The 23,214-nt window shown below is 63.7% G+C and carries 20 protein-coding genes; 13 read left to right on the top strand and 7 right to left on the bottom strand.

The features are described 5' to 3' along the window. The first annotated feature begins 63 nt into the window (after nt 1-63). From N0B28_RS19960 to N0B28_RS19935, 6 genes are all read left to right on the top strand, one after another. On the top strand, nt 64-1,257 hold the full coding sequence (locus N0B28_RS19960; protein ID WP_275728281.1) for a hypothetical protein: 1,194 nt from the start codon (nt 64-66) through the stop codon (nt 1,255-1,257). Nucleotides 1,258-1,338: 81 nt separating this feature from the next. Continuing rightward, complete coding sequence (locus N0B28_RS19955) at nt 1,339-3,288, top strand: FAD-dependent oxidoreductase (RefSeq protein WP_123752779.1); 1,950 nt, start codon at nt 1,339-1,341, stop codon at nt 3,286-3,288. Nucleotides 3,289-3,415: 127 nt separating this feature from the next. Further along, nucleotides 3,416-4,312: a nitrilase family protein gene (locus N0B28_RS19950; RefSeq protein ID WP_054914714.1), complete on the top strand. Its 897-nt coding sequence runs from the start codon at nt 3,416-3,418 to the stop codon at nt 4,310-4,312. 60 nt (nt 4,313-4,372) lie between these two features. Then, nucleotides 4,373-5,518, top strand: a complete 1,146-nt coding sequence (locus N0B28_RS19945) for a hypothetical protein (protein ID WP_254996796.1) — start codon at nt 4,373-4,375, stop codon at nt 5,516-5,518. 93 nt (nt 5,519-5,611) lie between these two features. After that, nucleotides 5,612-6,139 (top strand): UPF0149 family protein, encoded by a 528-nt coding sequence (locus N0B28_RS19940; protein WP_238596412.1) that lies wholly within the window; start codon nt 5,612-5,614, stop codon nt 6,137-6,139. Nucleotides 6,140-6,287: 148 nt separating this feature from the next. Then, complete coding sequence (locus N0B28_RS19935) at nt 6,288-6,617, top strand: low molecular weight protein tyrosine phosphatase family protein (RefSeq protein WP_229590066.1); 330 nt, start codon at nt 6,288-6,290, stop codon at nt 6,615-6,617. A gap of 377 nt (nt 6,618-6,994) precedes the next feature. Here N0B28_RS19935 and N0B28_RS19930 read toward each other — a convergent pair whose 3' ends face one another. The 3 genes from N0B28_RS19930 to N0B28_RS19920 form a co-directional block, all read right to left on the bottom strand. Beyond that, nucleotides 6,995-7,519: a Bro-N domain-containing protein gene (locus N0B28_RS19930; protein WP_054914712.1), complete on the bottom strand. Its 525-nt coding sequence runs from the start codon at nt 7,517-7,519 to the stop codon at nt 6,995-6,997. A gap of 265 nt (nt 7,520-7,784) precedes the next feature. Continuing rightward, nucleotides 7,785-9,032: a ribonucleotide-diphosphate reductase subunit beta gene (locus tag N0B28_RS19925; RefSeq protein ID WP_043862583.1), complete on the bottom strand. Its 1,248-nt coding sequence runs from the start codon at nt 9,030-9,032 to the stop codon at nt 7,785-7,787. Between the two features lie 249 nt (nt 9,033-9,281). Continuing rightward, nucleotides 9,282-12,170 carry a ribonucleoside-diphosphate reductase subunit alpha gene (locus tag N0B28_RS19920; protein WP_043862582.1) on the bottom strand — a complete coding sequence of 963 codons (2,889 nt, stop codon included), beginning with the start codon at nt 12,168-12,170 and terminating at the stop codon, nt 9,282-9,284. A 728-nt stretch (nt 12,171-12,898) separates the two neighbouring features. Between N0B28_RS19920 and N0B28_RS19915 the strand changes: the two genes are divergently transcribed. The 3 genes from N0B28_RS19915 to N0B28_RS19905 are packed head-to-tail and all read left to right on the top strand — an operon-like array spanning nt 12,899 to nt 15,754. Then, nucleotides 12,899-13,624 (top strand): response regulator transcription factor, encoded by a 726-nt coding sequence (locus tag N0B28_RS19915; RefSeq protein ID WP_054914711.1) that lies wholly within the window; start codon nt 12,899-12,901, stop codon nt 13,622-13,624. Continuing rightward, nucleotides 13,621-15,252 (top strand): ATP-binding protein, encoded by a 1,632-nt coding sequence (locus N0B28_RS19910; protein ID WP_196933217.1) that lies wholly within the window; start codon nt 13,621-13,623, stop codon nt 15,250-15,252. The genes N0B28_RS19915 and N0B28_RS19910 overlap by 4 nt, the downstream gene beginning before the upstream one ends. Then, entirely contained in the window at nt 15,239-15,754 is a 516-nt protein-coding gene (locus N0B28_RS19905) for a (2Fe-2S)-binding protein (RefSeq protein WP_275728270.1), read from the top strand. The genes N0B28_RS19910 and N0B28_RS19905 overlap by 14 nt, the downstream gene beginning before the upstream one ends. Before the next feature lie 9 nt (nt 15,755-15,763). On the opposite strand, the gene N0B28_RS19900 is transcribed toward N0B28_RS19905, so the two are convergent. After that, nucleotides 15,764-16,465: a 4'-phosphopantetheinyl transferase superfamily protein gene (locus N0B28_RS19900; protein ID WP_043862578.1), complete on the bottom strand. Its 702-nt coding sequence runs from the start codon at nt 16,463-16,465 to the stop codon at nt 15,764-15,766. Between the two features lie 101 nt (nt 16,466-16,566). Further along, entirely contained in the window at nt 16,567-17,358 is a 792-nt protein-coding gene (locus N0B28_RS19895) for a dienelactone hydrolase family protein (protein ID WP_058540996.1), read from the bottom strand. Nucleotides 17,359-17,490: 132 nt separating this feature from the next. Between N0B28_RS19895 and N0B28_RS19890 the strand changes: the two genes are divergently transcribed. The 4 genes from N0B28_RS19890 (at nt 17,491) to N0B28_RS19875 (ending at nt 21,852) form a co-directional block, all read left to right on the top strand. Continuing rightward, the gene (locus tag N0B28_RS19890; RefSeq protein WP_043862576.1) at nt 17,491-18,093 is read left to right on the top strand and encodes a membrane protein; all 603 of its coding nucleotides are present in this window, start codon (nt 17,491-17,493) and stop codon (nt 18,091-18,093) included. A 111-nt stretch (nt 18,094-18,204) separates the two neighbouring features. Beyond that, nucleotides 18,205-18,882: a response regulator gene (locus N0B28_RS19885; RefSeq protein WP_043862575.1), complete on the top strand. Its 678-nt coding sequence runs from the start codon at nt 18,205-18,207 to the stop codon at nt 18,880-18,882. After that, the gene (locus N0B28_RS19880) at nt 18,879-20,225 is read left to right on the top strand and encodes an ATP-binding protein (RefSeq protein ID WP_043862574.1); all 1,347 of its coding nucleotides are present in this window, start codon (nt 18,879-18,881) and stop codon (nt 20,223-20,225) included. The genes N0B28_RS19885 and N0B28_RS19880 overlap by 4 nt, the downstream gene beginning before the upstream one ends. Nucleotides 20,226-20,523: 298 nt before the next feature. Continuing rightward, nucleotides 20,524-21,852, top strand: a complete 1,329-nt coding sequence (locus tag N0B28_RS19875) for a dicarboxylate/amino acid:cation symporter (RefSeq protein ID WP_054914705.1) — start codon at nt 20,524-20,526, stop codon at nt 21,850-21,852. A gap of 111 nt (nt 21,853-21,963) precedes the next feature. On the opposite strand, the gene N0B28_RS19870 is transcribed toward N0B28_RS19875, so the two are convergent. Next, nucleotides 21,964-22,458: a SprT family zinc-dependent metalloprotease gene (locus N0B28_RS19870; protein WP_043862572.1), complete on the bottom strand. Its 495-nt coding sequence runs from the start codon at nt 22,456-22,458 to the stop codon at nt 21,964-21,966. Nucleotides 22,459-22,586: 128 nt separating this feature from the next. Continuing rightward, nucleotides 22,587-23,186, bottom strand: a complete 600-nt coding sequence (locus N0B28_RS19865) for a Yip1 family protein (RefSeq protein ID WP_043862571.1) — start codon at nt 23,184-23,186, stop codon at nt 22,587-22,589. Nucleotides 23,187-23,214 lie beyond the last annotated feature (28 nt).

Genomic DNA, 23,214 nt, shown 5'->3' with positions numbered 1-23,214 from the left:
TTGCCTTGTGCCGCAGGCTTTGTCGGCATAATTCACCCCTCTTGAATAGCGGACGTTTTTCCCATGAAACATGGATGTTGCGTCGCACTGCTGGCCGCGCAGGCCTTGACCGCAGCCATGCCCGCCCAGGCGGGCTTGGGCAGCGACGTGTTCACCGGTACCTTGGGTACCCAGTCGATCGTGCTGGAGCTCGACCGCGCCGTGCCCGAGGATGTCAGCGGGCGTTACTTCTACGTGAAGCATCACCACGACCTGCAGCTCACCGGCAGCATCCAGGGCACGCGGATTCAACTGGTGGAGGGGCATGAGCCGGCCCCGGAGGCAGGCATCGACTCGCTGCCAACACTCGCGCTGTGGCCGGCTGCCCAGGGCGGCCTGCAAGGTGAGTGGCAAAGCGCCCAGGGCAAACGCCTGCCGATCACGCTGCTGCCGGCACGACTGCCGCAGGTACCGTCGGGTGCCGATCCGTTCCTGGCCCGCCAGTACACCGACTCACCCTATGAATACCTGAGGCTGATGCAACTGCCGTTGAAGCCGGGCGAGCTTGAACACTTTCAAGGCTACCCGCTGCGCTGGCTGAGCGAGCCGTCCTCGGGGATAAGCCTGTTCGTGATCGAGGACGGTTACCCTGCGCAGCAGCTCACACGCCTCAACCAGTTGCTGCGCGCGCGCCTGTCCAGTGATGTGGTGGCCTACCACCAGTGCATGCTGCTGGGGCGCCCTGGCGGGTACTACCGGCAGACGGTGACGCCGCGGTTCATGAGCAATGCGCTGCTCAGTGTCAGCATCGTGCAGGACTACAGCTGCGACGGCACGCCGATGCTGCCCACCGATGCGCCGCTCAACCTGGCGGTGGAGTCGGGCAAGGAGCTGACCCTGGACGATGTGCTGTGGGTGGGCGAGGGCAAGCCGTTTCACTACGAGTACCAGCCTGGCCCCAACCCCGAGCAGTTCGCCACCGTGAGTTTCGGTGCCTATGTGGACTACCGTTCGCGCACCTTTGCGCCGTGGTTGCTGGCGCAGCTCAAGCAGCTTTATCCGCAGCACATGTTGGGCGAGGTGGGCGAGGACGGCTGCGATTACGCACAGGCGCAGGTGTGGCAGATGCCCACATGGCGCTTTACCCCCGAAGGCATCCAGTTCGACCCGGTGTTCGACAGCGTGCAGCGCCATTGCCGTGGGGTGGGCTGGGCGGTGCTGCCGTATCGGATAGTGAGGCAGCATGCAGGTGGGGTGGAGCTCGAACTGCCGGAGTGAGGGCGTTCAACTATGTAGCACCGCTGCAGCCGGCAGCGACTTCAAGCTCTCTGCTCCGCCACTTCAAGCAGAGAGCAGCCCATGACTATCGGTTCCACCTACAACCATCCCGCTGATGTTGCGACCCCCTTGGCGGGTAATGCCGAAGGCTGGTCGGCGCGGTTCCCCAACCCGCCCGATCTGTGTTTTGACTACCGCAGGTTGCTCGAGCAGGTCGGTGGTATCGCCCAAGCCCGTCGCGCCGAGCACCGCATTTGCATCATCGGTGCCGGCGTTACCGGTTTGACTGCCGCCCGCGAGCTGCTGCGTTGCGGCTTCCAGCACATCACCCTGATCGAAAAGTCGCAACGGATCGGCGGTCGGCACATGACCATCGTCGACCCTGGCCCAGGCGACAGGGAGCCTTCGACGCCGTTCGAAATGGGCGCCATGCGCATGCCGTTGTTCAATCGCAGTGGCGAAGCGCCGAAAGAGGGGCGCTCGTTGATGGCGTACTACGCTAGTCAGTTCGATCTGCGCTTGTCCGACTTTCCCAACCCGGGTACGCCTGCCGTACGCTCGACAGGCATCTACCTGCGTGAAGGTCTGCTGGACGGCGAGGGCGAGCCGACGCTGTTGATCTGGGACAACGCTGACGGCCGGACACCGCCACCTACGGCCACCTTGCAACAGGTACATGAAAAGTGGCGGGTGTTTGCCGACCGGATGACCGAAACCGTGGCGCAAGCCTATGGCGGCGAGCAGTGGGAAGACCTGTGGGCCGCCATTGTTGAACGCTATCAGGCAATGTCGTTTCGGGACCTGGTCAGGTTGCCGGCAATTGATGTGTGGAACCCCGAAACGCCCGGCGACTTCGGCGGCCTGGGCATGAGCGCGGCAGAGTCCGCGTTGTTCTATGCCATCGGTATCGGCGACGGCAGCTGGGGGGCTTTCTATGATGTCTGCAGCCTTTATCCGCTGCGAACGGCGATCTTCGGCTTCAGCAGCCACCTGCAGCTGGTGCATGGCCGCGTGGACGAGCAGGGTGACCCGCTGGACGCGCCGCTGGTTGCCAATCAGCCTGTATACGACAGCAGAGGTCTGCCGTTCGCGTCACCTACCTACCTGGGGCTGGCCGCTCTGGATGAATGCCTGTTGTTCATGCCGGTAGCGCCAACCGGTGCATCTCCCTACCAGCACCTCAGTGCCCTGCCCAACGGGCTGCTTACCGACAGCCCGGTTACTGGCCTGCGCAAGCTGGCGAACCAGCAGATTCGCGTGCAGTACCAGTGGCATGCCAGCGACCTGCAGTCGAGCACGTTGCAGAGCGAAGACTTCGACGCAGTGATCGTCACCTTGCCTTCCTGGCTGATCGAGACATCGGTGCGTCTTGAAGGCTTCACTGCAGCAATGCTGCCTCAGCAGATCATCGATGCATACAAGACGGCGCACTGGGAAACCAGCTGCAAGGTGTATGCGCCATTGCAGAAAAGTTTTTTGCAACGTAATCAGGCCATCCCGCAAATTCTCGTTACTGACAGCTTTATCCACGATGTTTATGCCTATCGCTACAACGACCGCTATGCCAGCGACTGCATCCTGCTCAGCTACACCTGGGAGGACGACGCGACCAAGCTGGCCGCGTTCAGCGATGAGCAACTGGTGGAAAAGTGCGTGCAGGAGCTGGACCGGATCCTGTTGCGGTGCAGCAATGTGCAGGCACCGCTATCGCCGTATGTCGATACCCGCAATGCGCGGGTGCAGCGTTGGGTCACCGACCGCAATGCTCTGGGCTGCGCCAGGCTCTACCGGGCCGGCACCTACTACGATGCGTTGAGCCTGATGCGATACAGCCGTGAGCATGCCCGTCACAGCGGGTTGTACCTGGCAGGCGAGTCGTTCTCGGTGGATGCAGGCTGGACCGAGCCCTGCCTGCGTACCGCGATCGATGCCGTGATCAACCTGTGCAACGACACCGGGGCGCTGTTCAACGGCGGTTTCAGCATGTCGGTCTATCCGCACTATCGCATTCAGCCCCAGGCGTCCCGGTAGGCCTTTCCTACAGGCGCAGAGCGGCCTTGCAGCATTGTCGGAAGGGGCCGACTTGTCCCTCTTGAGGGTTGTTTTGTCCACTGGAAAGCCTCCAAACGACAACTCGAACAACAAAAAGGACACTTCCATGCCTGCACCCTCTGTCCCGGTCAGCCCCGTGCGTATTGCCGTGATCCAGTTCGACCCTCAGGTCGGGCTGGACCAGTGCGACAACAACTTGTGCAAAGGTCTGCAGCTCGCCGAAGAGGCGGTGCATGACGGCGCCAACCTGATCGTGCTGCCCGAGCTTGCCAACACCGGCTACACCTTCGAGACCCGAGCAGAAGCCTATGCGCATGCCGAAACCCTCGATGAAGGTCCCAGCATCAAGACCTGGCGCGCCTTCGCCCGGGAGCATCAGGTGTACCTGGTGGCAGGATTTGCCGAGCGCGATGGCCTCAAGCTGTATGACAGCGCGGTGCTGTTCGGCCCCGACGGCCTGCTGGGGCATTACCGCAAGGCACACCTGTGGAACCAGGAAAAGCTCTGGTTCAGCCCCGGTGATCTGGGCTTTCCGGTGTTTGAAACCCCGATCGGCCGGATCGGCCTGATGATCTGCTGGGACGTATGGTTTCCCGAGGTGCCACGCCTGCTTGCGTTGCAGGGTGCAGACATCATCTGCAGCCTGAACAACTGGGTGTGGACACCGCCCCCGCTGTTCGATGCCAGCGGCAGGTGCATGGCCTCGTACCTCACCATCACTGCGGCCCACGTCAACAATGTCTACATTGCCGCCGCCAACCGCATCGGCAGCGAGCGTGGCGGGCGTTTTCTGGGGTGTTCGCTGATCGCGGGCACCAATGGCTGGCCGTTGGGCAAGGTGGGGGGCGCCGAGGACGAGTGCATCCTGTATGCCGATGTCGACCTCAGCACTGCACGCAGCGCGCCGGTCTGGAACAGCCTGAATGACCTGCCACGGGACCGTCGCACCGATTGCTATGGCGCGATGCTGGGTTATGACCAGCATCCAGCGCTGCCGCGCTGAGGAGTCGCCATGGACAAGTCAATCGACAAGGTGGAGGCAGGCTTTCTGCCTTTGCTGCTGATGTGCGTGTGCGTGTCGCTGGGCACCGGGGTGTTCATCGAGGTCATCAGCGGGCGTGCGGCATCCTGGGTCGGGGTATGGCCCGACTACGCGCACATGGTCGCCAACCTGCACGAGCCGCTGGCGCGGTTGCGCTGGATCGTCGGCGATATCAGCGAGGTAGCGTTCTACAAGCATGAGCTGCCGGCGATCGGGTTGCTGCTGGGCGCCGCGCTGGCCCATTGGGCGCACCGCACGGGCCGGGCATGGCAGGGCTTTGCGATCTGCTATGGCACCGGGTTGTGGCCCTGGCTGGTGACCAGCTCGCTGCTGGGGCTGGTGTTCAGCCATGTGCTGTGGGGCTGGACGCTCAGCGCAAGCACCTGGCAACCCACCTTCGTCGCGTTCGTCTCGTTGCCGGCGGCGATGGTGCTGCTGTTCGGCGGCGGCTGGAAGGTCGCGATCAATGGCGCGTTGCTGGGGGCACTGCTGGTGACGCCAGCAAGCCTGCTGCTGGTCAATTACCTGTGCTACCCATTCGGCTTGCCGGTGGTGATCGGCAATGTTGGCGGCATGGCCGTTGCGAGCGTGCTGGCGTTCATGCTGTGCCGGCGGTTTGCAGGCCTGGTGCGCTCGACGCCGCCTGTCGATGCGCCGCCACCGGCACCGGTCGTCGAGAGAGCGACACCGCACTACGGCGTTGGCTGGACGCTGCGACGGGTGCTGGCCGACTTCAGCGAGGCGCCGTTCTTCGGCAATGAGCTGGCCAGCCTGGGCTTGTTGCTCGGCGTGCTGGCGGCCTACCTGCTGTCGCCGGCCGGGCCGGCCTACGGCTCGCAGCTGGTGCTGGAGATGGTGGGCGGGCAGGCGCTGGCGTCGCTGATCGGCGTGCTGTTGTGGCGCAGGCAATGGATGCAGCGGGGGTGGTACCCGACCTACATCCCGATCGTGTCCGTGGTGCCGGCGGCGGTGCTGACATTGGGTGGCACGTGGGAGGTAGTGGTGCTCAGCGCCGGCCTGGGCGCGGTGATGGCACCGCCATTGGCGGTCGCAATCAGCCAGCGCCTGCCCAGCCATCTGCATGGGTACATTGGCAACGTGCTGTCGATGGCTGCCTGCACGCTGATGATCCTGCCATTTGTGGCGTGGCTGACGGGCGCCGGGTAAGCGCTGAAGGGCGGGGTGATGTAGTGTTACGGCAGGATCCCGCCTTGAGGCTATGCCATGACAGCTTTTGTACAGCCTTTGAACGATAAGGAAATGACCCGTCTTGATGGTTTTCTGCTCAAGTACGGTAACGATGAAGCCATCCTCACGCTCTCGGAGCTGGATGGCTTTCTGGTGGCGCTGGCCAGTTCGCCCGTGTTGTTGACGCCCAACGAATGGCTGCCCGAAGTGACCGGTGGCAGAGCGCCGCGGTTCAAGAAGCCGGCCGAGGCCGAGGCGTTTTCGGCGTTGTTGATGCGCTACATGAACAACGTGGCGGGCGAGCTCAGTGAGGCGTGTGATGCCTTCGAGCCGTTGTTTCTCGAAGACGAGTCCGAGCCTGATCCGCAGGTGGTGGTCGAGGAGTGGTGCTTCGGCTATTTGCGGGGTGTGCAGGTAGCGCGCTGGCCGGCGCTGCCGCCGGTGCAGGTGCGGCACCTGGAGGCGATTGCGCTGCATGGGCTGGACGAGAACATCGAAAAAATCGAGGCGTTGCAGCCGCAGGAGCATGCGGCTTCGGTCGAGGCCGTCGTGATCGGTTTGCGGGCGTTGTATCGGTTTTTCGATTCGCAGCGCGGGTAGCCATCGCACGACCCTCTGATTTGCCAACGCCATCGCGGGTCAAGCCCGCTCCCACAAAGTGTTTGCGCCCTCCTGTGGGAGCGGGCTTGCCCCGCGATGGGCTGTCTGCCAACCCTAATCTTTTTGTAATTCCAGGTAATCAATGACACTGCATGTACTGTTCGTGTGTACTCAGAACCGCTTGCGCAGCCCCACGGCTGAACAGGTGTTTGCCGACTGGCCGGGGGTGGAGACGGCCTCTGCCGGTGTGGGCAATGATGCGGACGTGCCGGTGGGCAACGAGTTGCTGGCGTGGGCAGACCTGGTGATCGTGATGGAACAGGCGCACCGCAAGAAACTGTCGGCGCGATTCCGCTCGGTGCTGGGCGACAAGCGCATCGTTTGCCTGGGCATCCCGGACGACTATGGGTTCATGGCGCCGGAGTTGGTTGAACTGTTGAAGGCCAGGGTGCCGCAGTTTTTGCCGGATCAACTGTAGTAGTGCGCAAGGTCTGCTGGCCTCTTCGCCAGCAAGGCTGGCTCCTACCGGGTTCCAGCGTGACCCTGTAGGAGCCGGCCTTGCCGGCGAAGGGCTGCAAAGCAGCCTGGAACATGGAGCCACGGCGCCAGACGCTGGTAGGCGCAGCGATATTAACTACTCGGCAACTGCGCATTTAACTAGGCGGCGGATATGCAGCATGTCCACTGAACTCCATCAAAAACGCCAATGGAGTTGCACGCGCCAAGTTTGATGTAGACAAATCCTGGCCCAGGTCCGGTTTTTCGGAGTGAGGTCTGACATGCATCGGTCTGACGCTGCACTCATTGGTTGTATAGGCATAATCCGCTTCGCTCGCTACAACGCCAGCGCGCGGATCACCCTCTGAACAGCCGAGCAGCGGCTTGTCTCCAAGGTTGTGCAAGTTTGGCATTAGTCGAGGGTGTATGAATCGATGACTTACCAAGCACCTCCGGCATATCCCGCAACCGTATCCACGGTTCGCTCTGCCAATGCAGCAAGCACAACGACCGCCCGGTCCAGGTCATCAGGCTGGTCTGCGGAGCATCGTGCTGTGTTGGACCTTGTGCGTCACGCATCACAGCAATCACCTCATAGGTCAGCCAACGTCGCAGGCTGCGATTCTCTGGAATGTAGTGGTGTGCCAATACGGTGTACGCGCCCGACTCACTGATCATCACGGTGTTCCGGTACTCGCCGTATCGCAAAAGCATGACGGTGCGATGCTGATCCGCATCGAGCCTGCGAATGATCTGCTCGTCGAGATAACGGCCGATCAGTCGGCCAAGTTCGCGTGCGCTGAACCAGGCTTGGGATTCGAGCCAGAGGGCGTGGAGAGGGCGGTTGTGGCGTAGAAAAAGCGTAGCCTTGTGATGGGGCATCGTCGGGTTCCAGCATCATGGGTAGAGCCGCTTCTATCGGGAACGGTTCGCCGCTGCATACGCTTCTTAGACGTGAAAACAAACTTACGGGTATGCGAAAAGGCAGTCAATGATGAGACTTGAGGGGCAATTCCGGAATTACTGAAAGAATGGTCTGGCAGTCTTTAGATCAGTTTCCGATATCCGCTCACCACCTCTGAAAAAAGCCAGGCACAAAAAAGGCTGCCTTGCGGCAGCCTCTTTTTGCAGCATCCACGCGCGGGAATCAATCCCAGCTCAACGCGCCGCCAGTCTGATACTCGATAACCCGCGTCTCGAAGAAGTTCTTCTCTTTCTTCAAGTCCATGATTTCGCTCATCCATGGGAACGGGTTGGTGGTACCTGGGTACTCTTCCTTCAGGCCGATCTGCGACAGGCGACGGTTGGCGATGAACTTGAGGTAGTCCTCCATCATCGCCGCGTTCATGCCCAGCACGCCGCGTGGCATGGTGTCGCGTGCGTATTCGATTTCCAGCTGGGTACCCTGCAGGATCATCTGCGAGGCCTCTTCCTTCATCTCGGCATCCCACAGGTGCGGGTTTTCGATCTTGATCTGGTTGATCACGTCGATACCGAAGTTCAGGTGCATCGACTCGTCACGCAGGATGTACTGGAACTGCTCGGCAACGCCGGTCATCTTGTTGCGACGACCCATCGACAGGATCTGGGTGAAGCCGCAGTAGAAGAAGATGCCTTCGAGTACGCAGTAGTAGGCGATCAGGTTGCGCAGCAGCTCCTTGTCGGTCTCGACGGTGCCGGTGTCGAACTCCGGGTCCGAGATGGCACGGGTGTAGCGCAGGCCCCAGGCGGCCTTTTTCGCGACCGAAGGGATCTCGTGGTACATGTTGAAGATCTCGCCTTCATCCATGCCCAGCGATTCGATGCAGTACTGGTACGCGTGGGTGTGGATCGCCTCTTCGAACGCCTGGCGCAGGATGTACTGGCGGCACTCGGGGTTGGTGATCAAGCGGTACACGGCCAGTGCCAGGTTGTTGGCAACCAGCGAGTCGGCGGTGGAGAAGAAGCCCAGGTTGCGCATGACGATGCGACGCTCGTCGTCGGTCAGGCCTTCGGGGGTCTTCCACAGGGCGATGTCCGCGGTCATGTTGACCTCTTGCGGCATCCAGTGGTTGGCACAGCCATCCAGGTACTTCTGCCAGGCCCAGTCGTATTTGAACGGTACCAGCTGGTTGAGGTCGGCGCGGCAGTTGATCATGCGCTTCTCGTCGACCGCTACACGGGCAGCTGAGCCTTCCAGCTCGGCCAGGCCTTCGGCGATGTCGAGATCGTCCAGGGCCGCCTTGGCGCGCTTGACCGCGTCGGAGTCGGCGGCGGTCACTGCACGGGCTTCCTGCGCGGCCACACCGCCAGCGCTGTCGAGCTTGTCGATGCCCGCTTCAGCCACCTGAGAGGCGGTTTGACCTTTGGCGGCGACTTCGCCGTCTTCGTTTTCGAATTCGTCCCAGCTCAGCATGATGGGTCTCCTGCTTGAGGGCCATGAAAGAGTATGGCCGGTTGGATCTAGGGTTGCGCTGCTCGCGGTTAAGGTGTGCACGCAAAATCTTGGAATGCTTCCGGGGGCGCAGCCCCTCGGGGAGGGCGGGGTGACCCGCACCTGGGTGTTCGGCGATAGAGGCCGGTGGTTGTGCCGACCTCTTCGCTGGCAAGGCCAGCGCCTACAGGGTAGGCGCAAGGCGCCGCTTGCAAGCGGCGCCTTCAGGCCTTACTGGCAGGCTTCGCAGTCTGGCTCGTCGATCGCGCAGGCTTTTGGCACCGGGGCAGGGCCGGCTGGCGCTGCCGCCTGGACCGGGGCGCTGTCACCACCGCTGGACACGGCGTTGAGCTTGCCGGTGCTGATGGTCGACTTCTCGGTGCTGGTGGCGGCCAGGGCACGGAGGTAGTAGGTGGTTTTCAGGCCACGGTACCAGGCCATGCGGTAGGTCACGTCCAGCTTCTTGCCCGAAGCGCCGGCAATGTACAGGTTCAGCGACTGGGCCTGGTCGATCCACTTCTGGCGACGGCTGGCTGCATCGACGATCCATTTGGTCTCGACTTCGAACGCGGTGGCGTACAGGTCCTTGAGCTCCTGCGGAATACGCTCGATCTGCTGCACCGAACCATCGTAGTACTTCAGGTCGTTGATCATGACCGAGTCCCACAGGCCGCGGGCCTTCAGGTCGTGGACCAGGTACGGGTTGATCACGGTGAACTCGCCCGACAGGTTCGATTTCACGTACAGGTTCTGGTAGGTCGGCTCGATCGACTGCGAAACGCCGGTGATGTTGGCGATGGTCGCGGTCGGTGCGATGGCCATGATGTTCGAGTTGCGAATGCCTTTCTGCACACGGGCACGTACCGGTGCCCAGTCCAGGCTCTCGTTCAGGTCGACATCGATGTACTGCTGGCCACGTTGCTCGATCAGGATCTGTTGCGAGTCCAGCGGCAGGATGCCCTTGGACCACAGCGAGCCCTGGAACGTCTCGTAGGCGCCACGCTCATCGGCCAGGTCGCAGGAGGCCTGGATCGCGTAGTAGCTGACCGCTTCCATCGACTTGTCGGCGAACTCGACCGCAGCGTCCGAACCGTACGGGATGTGCTGCAGGTACAGCGCGTCCTGGAAGCCCATGATGCCCAGGCCCACAGGGCGGTGCTTGAGGTTCGAGTTGCGCGCCTGCGGCACGGAGTAGTAGTTGATGTCGATCACGTTGTCGAGCATGCGCACGGCAGTGTTCACGGTGCGCTGCAGCTTGGCGGTGTCCAGCTTGCCGTCGACGATGTGGTTCGGCAGGTTGATCGAGCCCAGGTTGCAGACCGCGATCTCGTCCTTGTTGGTGTTCAGGGTGATCTCGGTGCACAGGTTCGAGCTGTGGACCACGCCCACGTGCTGCTGCGGCGAACGCAGGTTGCACGGGTCCTTGAAGGTCAGCCACGGGTGGCCGGTCTCGAACAGCATCGACAGCATCTTGCGCCACAGGTCTTTGGCCTGGACGGTCTTGAACACCTTGATCTTGTTGTACTCGGTCAGGGCTTCGTAGTACTCGTAGCGCTCTTCGAAGGCCTTGCCGGTCAGGTCGTGCAGGTCTGGTACTTCGCTTGGCGAGAACAGGGTCCACTTGCCGTCATCGAAGACACGCTTCATGAACAGGTCGGGGATCCAGTTGGCGGTGTTCATGTCGTGGGTACGACGACGGTCATCACCGGTGTTCTTGCGCAGCTCGATGAATTCTTCGATATCCAGGTGCCAGGTTTCCAGGTAGGCACAGACCGCGCCCTTGCGCTTGCCGCCCTGGTTGACCGCAACAGCGGTGTCGTTGACCACCTTGAGGAAGGGCACGACGCCCTGGGACTTGCCGTTGGTGCCCTTGATGTAGGAGCCCAGTGCACGCACAGGGGTCCAGTCGTTGCCCAGGCCACCGGCGAATTTCGACAGCATGGCGTTGTCGTGGATCGCGTGGTAGATGCCCGACAGGTCGTCCGGCACGGTGGTCAGGTAGCAGCTCGACAGCTGCGGACGCAGGGTGCCGGCGTTGAACAGGGTCGGGGTCGAGGCCATGTAGTCGAACGACGACAACAGGTTGTAGAACTCGATCGCACGGGCTTCCTTGTCTTTCTCTTCCAGCGCCAGGCCCATGGCCACGCGCATGAAGAACACCTGTGGCAGCTCGAAGCGCACGCCATCCTTGTGGATGAAGTAGCGGTCGTAGAGGGTCTGCAGGCCCAGGTAGGTGAACTGCTGGTCGCGCTCGTGGTTGATCGCCTTGCCCAGACGCTCCAGGTCGAAGTCGGCCAGGGCAGGGTTGAGCAGTTCGAACTGCACGCCCTTGGCCACGTAGGCAGGCAGCGCCTTGGCGTACAGCTCGGCCATTTCGTGGTGGGTGGCGCTGTCGGCCACTTCGAGGAAGCTCAGGCCTTCGGCACGCAGGGTGTCCATCAGCAGGCGGGCGGTGACGAACGAGTAGTTCGGCTCGCGCTCTACCAGGGTACGGGCGGTCATCACCAGGGCGGTGTTGACGTCCTTGATGGCCACGCCGTCGTACAGGTTCTTCAGGGTTTCGCGCTGGATCAGCTCGCCATCGACTTCGGCCAGGCCTTCGCAGGCCTCGGTGATGATGGTGTTCAGGCGGTTCATGTCCAGCGGCGCGAAGCTGCCGTCGGCCAGGCTGATGCGGATGCTCGGGTGCGGCTGTACCGAGGCGTCGGCCGGAGTGCGGGTGGCACGCTCCTTGGCACGCTGGTCACGGTAGATCACGTAGTCACGGGCGACTTTCTGCTCGCCGGCGCGCATCAGGGCCAGTTCGACCTGGTCCTGGATCTCTTCGATATGGATGGTGCCGCCCGAAGGCATGCGACGCTTGAAGGTGGCGGTGACCTGCTCGGTCAGGCGGGCGACGGTGTCGTGGATGCGCGACGAGGCGGCAGCGGTGCCGCCTTCAACTGCGAGGAACGCTTTGGTGATGGCCACGGTGATCTTGTCGTCGGTGTAGGCGACGACAGTGCCGTTACGCTTGATCACGCGCAGTTGGCCGGGGGCGGTGGCAGCCAGATCCTGGTTCGAATCAGCGGCCTGCGGCGCCAGCGCCTGCGGGTTCTCGCGAGTTGTGTCGGTTTGCATGGGTGTCTCCACGTTCTCTATGTTTGTTCAGATGCCTTTTGGGCACCTACCGTTCCGTCCGAAAGCTCGCCAACTTGCCCACCGGCGCATGCGCGCCTGGCCGGGCAGGGTCTACCGACTTCGGGACAGATCAGGAAAAAAAGGGGCAATCGCTTGCCGCTCCCTGGCCGAAGTCAAAGGTTCTGGGCCACGGCCCAAAAACTGTTGCTGACGGGGTTGCACTTGCAACACCCGTACCCGAAACAAGGCCCGTCGCGGGCTTGCACCGGTCGCCTTCCGCAGGAGCGGTTTGGCTGCGAATTTCAATCAAAGTTCAAGCAAAAAAAGCGCCTCTGAAGGCTTGAGTTCTCTGCTCCACTTGTGCTTGGATTTTTGTTCAAAACCCAACATGTAGTGTTTTGTCGCGCTGGGGATACAAGATAATGCGGTATCGGGGGTATTGCAAGGCAGTGGCCTGTGGATAACGTGTGGGTAGATTGTGCGTGATTATGGGCAAAGCCTTGTAGGCCGCGTCCCACCGCCATTCCACCGCTCGTCACTCTTTTTTTGCCCGGGCAAAGCGTCGCAGGGGCATTTTTGAGGGCGCGAACCCTATCACAAAAAACACACTTGTCCAGCGACTTTGGCGCGGCTTTTTCCGGCGCCCGGCAGTGGTAGTATCGCGGGCCAATGTTGCCCTTTATTGAAGGGCTTCACTCCAACAATAAAAAGCCCAGCCGAGGTGATCCGTGCAGCAGCCCAACAGTCAGGTGTTGATCGTCGAGGATGACGAGCGTCTAGCCGAGCTGACCCGTGACTACCTGCAAGCCAATGGCTTCGACGTGGCGGTGGAGGGCGATGGGGCGAAGGCGGCGGCGCGCATCGTGGCCGAGCAGCCAGACCTGGTGATCCTCGACCTGATGCTGCCCGGCGAGGACGGCCTGAGCATCTGCCGCAAGGTGCGCACGCAGTACAACGGGGTCATCCTGATGCTCACCGCGCGCAGCGAGGACCTGGACCAGGTGCAGGGCCTGGACCTGGGCGCCGACGATTACGTGTGCAAGCCGGTGCGCCCGCGCCTGTTGCTGGCGCGGATCAACGCCTTGCTGCGTCGCACCGAGGTGCCGGCCACCACGGGCGAGCGCCAGAGCCTGCAGTTCGGCCCGCTGCGGGTGGACAACACCCTGCGCGAAGCCTGGCTTGGCGACAACGGCATCGAGCTGACCGCTGCCGAGTTCGACCTGCTGTGGCTGCTGGTGAGCAACGCGGGGCGCATCCTGTCCCGCGAAGAGATCTTTACCTCCCTGCGCGGGGTGGGCTATGACGGCCAGGACCGCTCCATCGATGTGCGCATTTCGCGCATCCGCCCCAAGATAGGCGACGACCCCGACCACCCGCGCATGATCAAGACGGTGCGCAGCAAAGGCTACCTGTTCGTGGGCGAGGCTGCCCAGGCGCTGGGCCTGGTTGAATGAACTCGATCTTCCTGCGCATCTACGGCGGCATGCTGGCCGCCCTGGTGCTGGTGGCGTTGCTGGGCGCGCTCAGCCTGCACCTGCTCAACGAGGTGCGTGCCGAGCAGTACCGCGAGCGCCTGGCCCACGGCACCTTTACCCTGATGGCCGACAACCTGGCCCCCATGAGCGATGTGGAGCGTACCCGGGCGCTGGCGATATGGGGGCGCCTGCTGGGCATTCCGCTGGCCCTCACCTCGATCGATCAGGCCGCCCTCGACGGCAGCCAGCGCACCCGCCTGCAACGCGGGCATGTGCTGGTGCAGCGCACCGGCCCCCATGCGGCGCGGGTGCTGCGCCAGGTGCGCGGGCAGAACCTGTTGCTGACCGGCGAGGTGCAGCAGATCAGCGAGCAACTGGCCCGCGCCACCATCTACCTGCTGGCCGACGAACTGGTGCGCTACCCGGTGGGCGAGCAGCCGCAGCGCCTGGCCGAACTCAAGCAGAGCAAGGGGTTCGGCTTCGACCTGCGCCTGCTCAGCCTCGACCAGACCGACATGGACGGCGACCAGCGCCGTCGCGTCGACGAAGGCGACACCGTGATGGCGCTGGGCAAGGACGGCAACTCGATCCGCGTGTTCGCCGGCATGGTGGCCACGCCCTGGGTGCTGGAGATCGGGCCGCTGTATCAGATGAACCCGTATCCACCGCAGATGCTGCTGGTGATCGCGGCGCTGGGGCTGTGCCTGATCGGCCTGATCGTGTACCTGCTGGTGCGCCAGCTGGAGCGGCGTCTGTCGGGCCTGGAGGCGGCAGCCACGCAGATTGCCCAGGGTAGCCTGGACGTGCGGGTGGCAGCGGACGACGCCGACTCGGTGGGGCGCCTGGCCGCGGCGTTCAACCATATGGCCGGGCACCTGCAGCAATCGCTGAACATGCAGCGCGAACTGGTGCGGGCGGTGTCCCATGAGCTGCGCACCCCGGTGGCGCGCCTGCGCTTTGGCCTGGAGATGGTCGAGAACGCCAGCAGCGAGCACGCCCGCGAGAAATACCTGTTGGGCATGGACAATGACATTCAGGACCTCGACCGGCTGGTCGACGAGATGCTCACCTACGCACGCCTTGAGCAAGGGGCGCCGGCCTTGAACTTCCAGCGTATCGACCTGGACGCCTTGCTCGACCAGGTGATTGCCGAACTGGCGCCGCTGCGCCGCGAGGTGCGGGTGCTGCGCGGGCCGTGCCAGGGTGGCGAGCAGGGGGCGTGGGTCGAGGCCGAGCCGCGCTACCTGCACCGCGCCCTGCAGAACCTGGTGAGCAATGCGATGCGCCACGCCGAGTCGCAGGTCAGCCTGAGCTATCAACTGGGCGCCCAGCGCTGTCGCATCGACGTCGAGGACGATGGGCCGGGGGTGCCGCAAAGCGCCTGGTCGCGCATTTTCACGCCCTTTACCCGCCTGGACGACAGCCGTACCCGCGCCTCCGGCGGGCACGGGCTGGGCTTGTCGATCGTGCGGCGGATCATCTACTGGCATGCCGGGCGCGCCCTGATCGGCAAGAGCGAGCGCTTGGGTGGTGCCTGCTTCAGCCTGAGCTGGCCACGCGCGCATGACGCGGAGCAGGCGCAGGAGGACGGCCTTGAGGCTCGCTGAGCTGTTGCGCCCCGACGCCTTCGATGCCCTGCTACTCGGGCTGTACGGCCCCGAGCTGATGCCGGCGCAACGGCCGGTGCTGGTGTCGCAATGGTCCAAGTACTACTTCGCCGTGCTGTGGCGTGCGGCCCTGGTCGGGCGCGCCCCGTTGCAGGTTCAGGCGCTGGCGGTGACGCTGGATGGGCGCGGCCTGCCAACCGACCTGTCGACGTCCGCGGCGGTGGGCGGTGTGGTGGCGGTACTGGAACGGCACCTGCCAGCCATCGTCGAGCAACTGGCCGTGCTGGGCAGCGTGCCGGCGGCGGTGTTGTGGGGCAATGCCGGTGACTGCCTGGAGCAGATTGCAGGTGAGCGGCCCGAGGTCCAGCGGTTGCTGGATACGCCCGGCAACCCGCTGTACGGCGCGGTGCGCTACCCCCCTGACGGGCGGCGGGTCAGGCGCACCTGTTGCCTGAGCTACAAGGTCGAGTGGGTAGGGCGCTGCGCGCAGTGCCCGCTGTAAGCCTGCGGCTCACACGCTGACCAGGCTCAGCAGCTGATCGCCCTGCAGGCTGAACTGCCCCTGGATTTCCCGGCCGTGGCACCACAGCGGCGACAGGTCGGTGAGCAGGCGCAGGCGGGCGTGGCCATCGGCGGACCACTCCAGCAGTTCGGCGTGCTCGAAATAGAAGCGCTTGCGCACGATGGGGTACAGCGCCTTGAACAGGCTTTCCTTGAGGGAGAAGGTCAGCGTGGTGGTCAGGCTCAGCTGGCTGCGGTCCATGCGCTGCAGCTCATCGGCAGTGAGGATTTCGCCCATCAGGCGTTCGGCGCGTTCGGTCTCCAGCAGGTTTTCCTGGTCCAGGCCCAGGCCCTGGCAGTCGCTGCTGCGGGCCACCACGGCGGCCGCCCAGCCCTTGCCGTGGGTGATCGAGCCGCTGATGCCGGCCGGCCATAGGGGGGCGCGGTCGTCGCCGGTGGCGGGCAGGTAGTCGCGCCCGTCCAGGCGCTGCAGGGCGGCGCGGGCGCACACGCGGCCGGCCAGGTACTCGGCCTGACGCTTGGCCACCGAGCGTTGCAGGCTGGGGGTGGGTTCGATGGCGGCGCGCCGGAAGTCATCGGCGGCGAGGTTGGCCGGGTCGAAGGCGCAGCTGACCAGCACCGCACCGGGGACCGGGTGGGGCAGGGGCCAGTGGTGCTGGAGCGGGGCGCAGCAGTGCGGGAGTCGATTCATGGGCGCTATTGTGCCGTGGCCCACGAGCCTTCGCCAGCAACGCTGGCACCTACAGGTTCACGCGGCCTGCCGCAGGAGCCAGCGTTGCCGCCAAGCGGGCTTCAGTCAAACACCTTCTTCAAAAACACCTGCAGGTCTGCCCACGAGCTTTCATCGGCGGCCTTGTCATAGCCGATATCCGGCCCGCCGTGCTCGCCGTGGCTCAGGCGGTCGGCATCCGGGTTGGTGAAGCCATGCTTGGCCCCCGGGATGCTCACGAACTTCAGGTCGGCGCCGGCTGCCTCCATCTCCTTCCTGAACGCAGCCACCTGCTCGGGCGTGACCATGCTGTCGCTGGCGCCATGCTCCACCAGCAACGGCGCCTTCACACTGCCGCTGGTTGCCGGCGTGGCCGTCACCAGCGCTCCGTGAAAGCTCGCCACCCCCGCCAGCGGCTCACTGCGCCGCGCAGCGTCCAGCACCACCTTGCCGCCGAAGCAGTAGCCGATGGCGGCGATCTTGTCGGGGTTGGTCTGCGGCTGGATCTTCAGCAACTCGACCCCGGCATCGAAGCGTGTTGCCGCCGTCTTCGGGTCTTTCAAGGCCGCCGCCATGAACGCCTGCGCATCGGCCGGGTGCTCGGTGTTCTTGCCGTCGCCATACATGTCGATGGCCAGCGCGCTGTAGCCCAGCCCGGCCAGGTCGCGGGCACGGCGCTTGGCATAGTCGTTCAGCCCCCACCATTCGTGCACCACCACCACCCCGGGACGTTCGCCCTTCACGGCGTCGTCATAGGCGTAGTAGCCCACCAGGCGCTTGCCGTCGGCGTCCTGGTAGTCGATCTGGCGGGTTTGCACCGCGGCCTGGGCCAGGCCAGTGGCGCCGATCAGGGCAAGTGCGAGCAGGTAACGCATGGTCAGTCTCCTTTTTTCCGTTGATGCCCGCTCGTTCAGCCGGGGTTCAGCCAGCATTCAGCGGCGGTTCAGGGCGCCCTGCTTACTCTAGCTCCCACACAAACACCGCGCATCACTCTGGAGTACACACTCATGAAAAGCCTCAATACCGTACTGATCGCCATCACCATGCTGGGTGCCAGCTCCCTGGTACAGGCTGCCGACACCACCTTCGCCGGCCTCACCTACGGCCAGACCAGCGACAAGATCAAGAAGTCCGGCCTGCTCAGCAGCAACACCGACCACCTCAACACCGACGGCATCATCAGCAAGGACGGCACCTGGGGTGCGCGCATTGGTCAGCAGAACGACCAGGGCCGCTACTACCTCACCTACGACAACGTCTCCAACAACCACAGCGGCCTGAAAATGCGCCAGGAAAACCTGCTGGGCAGCTACGACGTGTTCTATCCGCTGGGTAGCAGCACCAAGGCATTCGGCGGTGCGAGCCTGGGCGTGACCAAGCTCAGCCAGGAATCCTCCGGCTACAGCCGCGACACCGACACCGGCTACGCCTACGGCCTGCAGGCTGGCGTACTGCAACAGGTCAGCAGCAATGCTTCGGTCGAACTGGGCTACCGCTACCTGCGCAGCAACGCCACCACCGAACTGTCCGAGCACGACGGCGACAAGCTCGGTGCCCTGCGCCTGAAAAGCAGCGCGCAAACCTACCTGTCGGCCAACTACCTGTTCTGAACCCCCGCGCAATACCCGAACCGGCCTTCACTCTGGCCGGTTCGCTGTTATTCTGCCGTTATGTAGCGAGATGCCCGGCCAAGCAGGCCGGGCCTGGTTATGGAGGAGCGTATGAAACTGCTGGTGGTCGAGGATGAAGCCCTGTTGCGGCATCACCTGTTCAGCCGTCTGAGCGAAAGCGGGCATGTGGTCGAAGCGGTGGCCAATGCCGAGGAGGCGCTGTACCAGGCCGAACAGTTCAATCACGACCTGGCCATCGTCGACCTGGGCCTGCCGGGCATGAGCGGGCTGGACCTGATCCGCCAACTGCGCAGCCAGGGCAAGACATTTCCTATCCTGATTCTCACCGCCCGTGGCAACTGGCAGGACAAGGTCGAAGGCCTGGCCGCCGGTGCCGACGACTACGTGGTCAAACCGTTCCAGTTCGAAGAGCTGGAGGCGCGCCTGAATGCGCTGCTGCGCCGCTCCAGCGGCTTCACCCAGTCGACCATCATCGCAGGCCCCCTGCGCCTGGACCTCAACCGCAAGCAGGCGCTGCTCGATGACCAGCCCCTGGCATTGACCGCCTACGAATACCGCATCCTCGAATACCTGATGCGCCATCACCAGCAGGTGGTGGCCAAGGACCGTCTGATGGAGCAGCTGTACCCCGACGACGGCGAGCGTGACCCCAACGTGATAGAAGTGCTGATCGGCCGCCTGCGCCGCAAGCTCGAGGGCGACAACGGCTTCAAGCCCATCGACACGGTACGTGGCCTGGGCTACCTGTTCACCGAGCGCTGCCTGTGATTCGTTCGCTGCGCCTGCGCCTGATGCTGGCCGCAGCGGTGCTGGCGCTGCTGTTCATGCTGGCTCTGTTGCCGGCCCTGCAGAAGGCCTTCAGCCTGGCCCTGCAGGAGTCCATCGAGCAGCGCCTGGCCTCGGACGTGACCACGCTGATCTCGGCGGCGCGCATAGACGGCGGCAAGCTGCAGATGCCCGATCTGCTGCCGGACGAGAAATTCAACCTGCCCGACAGCCGCCTGCTCGGCTACATCTACGACCGCCAGGGCAACCTGGTGTGGCGTTCGCGTGCCACCAACGACGAGAACATCAACTACACACCCCGCTACGACGGGCGCGGCAACGAGTTCGCGCGCATCCGCCAGGACCACGGCGAGGAGTTCTTCGTCTATGACGTGGAGGTCAAGCTGCTGGGCGGCAAGAGCGCGGCCTTCAGCATCGTTGCCCTGCAACCGGTGCGCGAGTACCAGCAAACCCTCAACGGCCTGCAAGAGAAGCTCTACCTGGGCTTTGGCGCGGCGCTGCTGGCCCTGATGCTGCTGCTCTGGGCCGGGCTGACCTGGGGCCTGCGCTCGCTGCGGCGCATGAGCGTGGAGCTGGACGACGTGGAGTCTGGCGCCCGCGAGGGCCTCAGTGCCGAACACCCGCGCGAGCTGTTGCGCCTGACCGGCTCGCTCAACCGCCTGCTGCGCAGCGAGCGCGAGCAGCGCGGGCGCTACCGCGACTCGCTGGATGACCTGGCGCACAGCCTCAAGACCCCGCTGGCGGTGCTGCAAGGGGTCAGCGAAAGCATGGCCCAGCGCGAAGGCGAGCGCGAGCAGGCGCGGGTGCTGCAGAGCCAGATCGAGCGCATGAGCCAGCAGATCGACTACCAGTTGCAGCGCGCCAGCCTGCGCAAGAGCGGCCTGGTGCGCCACCAGGTGGCCTTGCACCCGCTGCTCGACAGCCTGTGCAGCACCCTGGCCAAGGTCTACCGCGACAAGCAGGTGCACATCACCTATGCAGTGCCCGACCAGGCACTGGTACCCATGGAGCAGGGCGCATTGCTCGAACTGCTCGGCAACCTGCTGGAAAACGCCTACCGTCTGTGCCTGGGGCAGATCCGCATCAGCCTGCGGGTCAGCGACACGGCGCTGGAGCTGTGTGTCGAGGACGACGGCCCCGGCGTACCGGTGCACCAGCGCGAACGTATCCTGCAGCGGGGCGAGCGCCTCGATCGCCAGTACCCGGGGCAGGGCATCGGCCTGGCGGTGGTCAAGGACATCATCGAGAGCTACGACGCCACCCTCACTCTCGACGATTCGCCCCTGGGCGGCGCTGCCTTCCGTATCCGCTTTCCGCTCGACTGAGCGCCTGCCACATTCCGCCCAGTGGGCGGATTACCGCCATCATCGGGTCTATTCTTTGAGTGCCGGGCGGAAATCCGCCAACTGGCGCGTCCTGCCTTGCTGCCTTGCGGTGCACGAAATGCCCTGAAACAGGGTGTTTGCACCGCCTTGGCACATCCTGGCATCAGCCTTGCTATTGACTCCGCAGAGCATTGCCACGCAGCTCGACACAACAAATCCCTCCAATGCAGGAGGGTTCGCGCTTTAGGTGCCGATCGCCTCCTGGGAAGGATGGGCCGGCACATTGAGGAAAATAGCCATGACGACGCGTCAGCCGCTGTACAAATCGCTGTATATCCAGGTGATCATCGCCATCACCATCGGTATCTTGCTGGGTCACTTCTATCCCGACACCGGTGTGGCGCTCAAGCCGCTGGGTGACGGTTTCGTCAAACTGATCAAGATGGTCATCGCCCCCATCATCTTCTGCACCGTGGTCAGCGGCATCGCCGGCATGCAGAGCATGAAATCGGTCGGCAAGACCGGCGGCTACGCGCTGCTCTACTTCGAAATCGTCTCGACCATCGCGCTGATCATCGGCCTGGTCGTGGTCAACGTGGTCAAGCCGGGTGCCGGCATGCACATCGACGTGACCACCCTCAACGCCAGCAGCGTGGCTGCCTATGCCGCCGCCGGTGCGCAGCAGACCACCGTCGGCTTCCTGCTCAACATCATCCCCAACACCGTGGTCGGTGCCTTCGCCAACGGCGACATCCTGCAGGTGCTGATGTTCTCGGTGATCTTCGGTTTCGCCCTGCACCGCCTGGGTGCCTACGGCAAGCCGCTGCTGGACCTGATCGACCGCTTCGCCCACGTCATGTTCAACATCATCAACATGATCATGAAGCTGGCCCCGATCGGTGCCTTCGGTGCCATGGCCTTCACCATCGGCCAGTACGGCGTGGGTTCGCTGGTGCAGCTGGGCTACCTGATGGCCTGCTTCTACATCACCTGCCTGCTGTTCATCCTGGTGATTCTGGGCGGTATCGCCCGTGCCCACGGTTTCAGCGTACTCAAGCTGATCCGCTACATCCGTGAAGAGCTGATGATCGTGCTCGGCACCTCGTCGTCCGAGTCGGCCCTGCCGCGCATGCTGGCCAAGATGGAGCGTCTGGGCGCGAAGAAATCGGTGGTTGGCCTGGTGATCCCGACCGGCTACTCGTTCAACCTGGACGGCACCTCGATCTACCTGACCATGGCTGCGGTGTTCATCGCCCAGGCCACCGACACCACCATGGACATCACCCACCAGATCACCCTGCTGCTGGTGCTGCTGGTGGCCTCCAAGGGTGCTGCAGGCGTTACCGGCAGCGGCTTCATCGTGCTGGCCGCGACCCTGTCGGCGGTTGGCCACCTGCCGGTTGCCGGCCTGGCGCTGATCCTGGGTATCGACCGCTTCATGTCCGAAGCCCGCGCCCTGACCAACCTGATCGGCAACGCGGTGGCAACCGTGGTGGTGGCCAAGTGGGTCAACGAGCTGGACGAAGACAAGCTGCAAGCCGAGCTGGCTTCGGGTGGTTCGCCGCTGGTCGACACCCGTCCTACCGACGACCTGGGTGTCGCCGAAGGTGCGGTGCGCCAGGGCTGAGGTTAGCCAAACGCAAAAAGCCCATCTTCGGATGGGCTTTTTTTTGCGCCTGTGCAGGCGTCTTCGCCGCAAGGTCGGCTCCTGCAGGGCGCTGGCTTGCCGGCGAGGCGTCTACTCCACCCGCGTCTCGCCGGTGAACACCAGCGTCTGCCGACACCGCCGGCACAGATACCGCCGCCCCTGGCGCACCAGCCCGTGGCGCTGCGCCGAGAACGGAAAGTCACTGCCCGCACATGGGCACTTGTAGATGTAGCGGGTCACGCTGCGGCGCTTGACTGCATAGTTGTGGCAGCGGTTGGGTGGCAGCTCGTACACCCCGCGCATGATCAGCTGCCACTCCTCGCCATGGGGCTGGATGCGGTCGCCGAACAGTTGATGCGCCACCAGGTGCGCGACTTCGTGGGGCACGGTCTGGCGCAGGAAGTCTTCACTGTTCTCGCGGTACAGCTGCAGGTTGAAGCGCAGCAGGTTTTCGTGCAGGTGCGCGACACCGGCCTTCTGCCCGCGCAGCTTGAAGCTCACCTCGGGACGCAGGAAGGGGCGCTTGAAAAAACTTTCGGCTTGCTGGTAACAGCTTTCGACGCGGGAATTGAGCAGCTCTGGCATATCGGTTGGACACTCCTGGCCGGCAATTATGCCGCAACCCGGGCGGCGCTGCCGAGACCGCTGGTCCGCACAGCATCAAGCCGCCTTGCGGCGGCCTGATGGGTACAGCCCCTAGGTTGGCGTATTGTCTAGCTGGTATAGACGGGCCCCACGCCCAGTCCCCAGACGATCACGGTGAAGGCCATGATGGCAACCAGCACCACCAGCCCCACCGCCAGCACCGAACTCGAGAACAGAAAGCCCTCGTCGGACGGGATGTTCATGAAGGTCGGCAGGCCCACGTACAGCAGGTACACCGTGTAGCAGATGGCTGCCGTGCCGACGATCATTCCCAGCCACAGGTGCGGGTACAGCGCCGCCAGGCCGCCGATGAACAGCGGGGTGGCGGTGTAGGTGGCGAACGCGATGCATTGGGCCATGCTCGGGGTGGCGTCGTAGGTGCGCGCCATCCAGTGGATGAAGGCGCCCATCACCGCGACGCCGCCCAGCATGGCCAGGTAGGACATCACGGTCATCCAGATCGCGCTGTCGACGGTGAGCATGACCGGTGCGCGGTTGCCGATCACCCAGCCCACCTGGGTGGTGCCGATGAACGCGGAAACGGCGGGTATCGCCGCCAGTATCAAGGTGTGGGTCAGGTACATGTGGCTGATGGTTTCGTCTTCGCCACGGATTTCTTTCCATTCCTGGTCAGGATGGGTGAACAGCCCCAGAACGTGATGGATCATGCCAGTCACTCCCTCGTTGTTGCCATCG

The sequence above is a fragment of the Pseudomonas sp. SD17-1 genome (assembly GCF_029201585.1).
Lineage (GTDB): Bacteria > Pseudomonadota > Gammaproteobacteria > Pseudomonadales > Pseudomonadaceae > Aquipseudomonas > Aquipseudomonas palmensis.
This window is presented reverse-complemented; position numbering and strand designations above follow the sequence as displayed.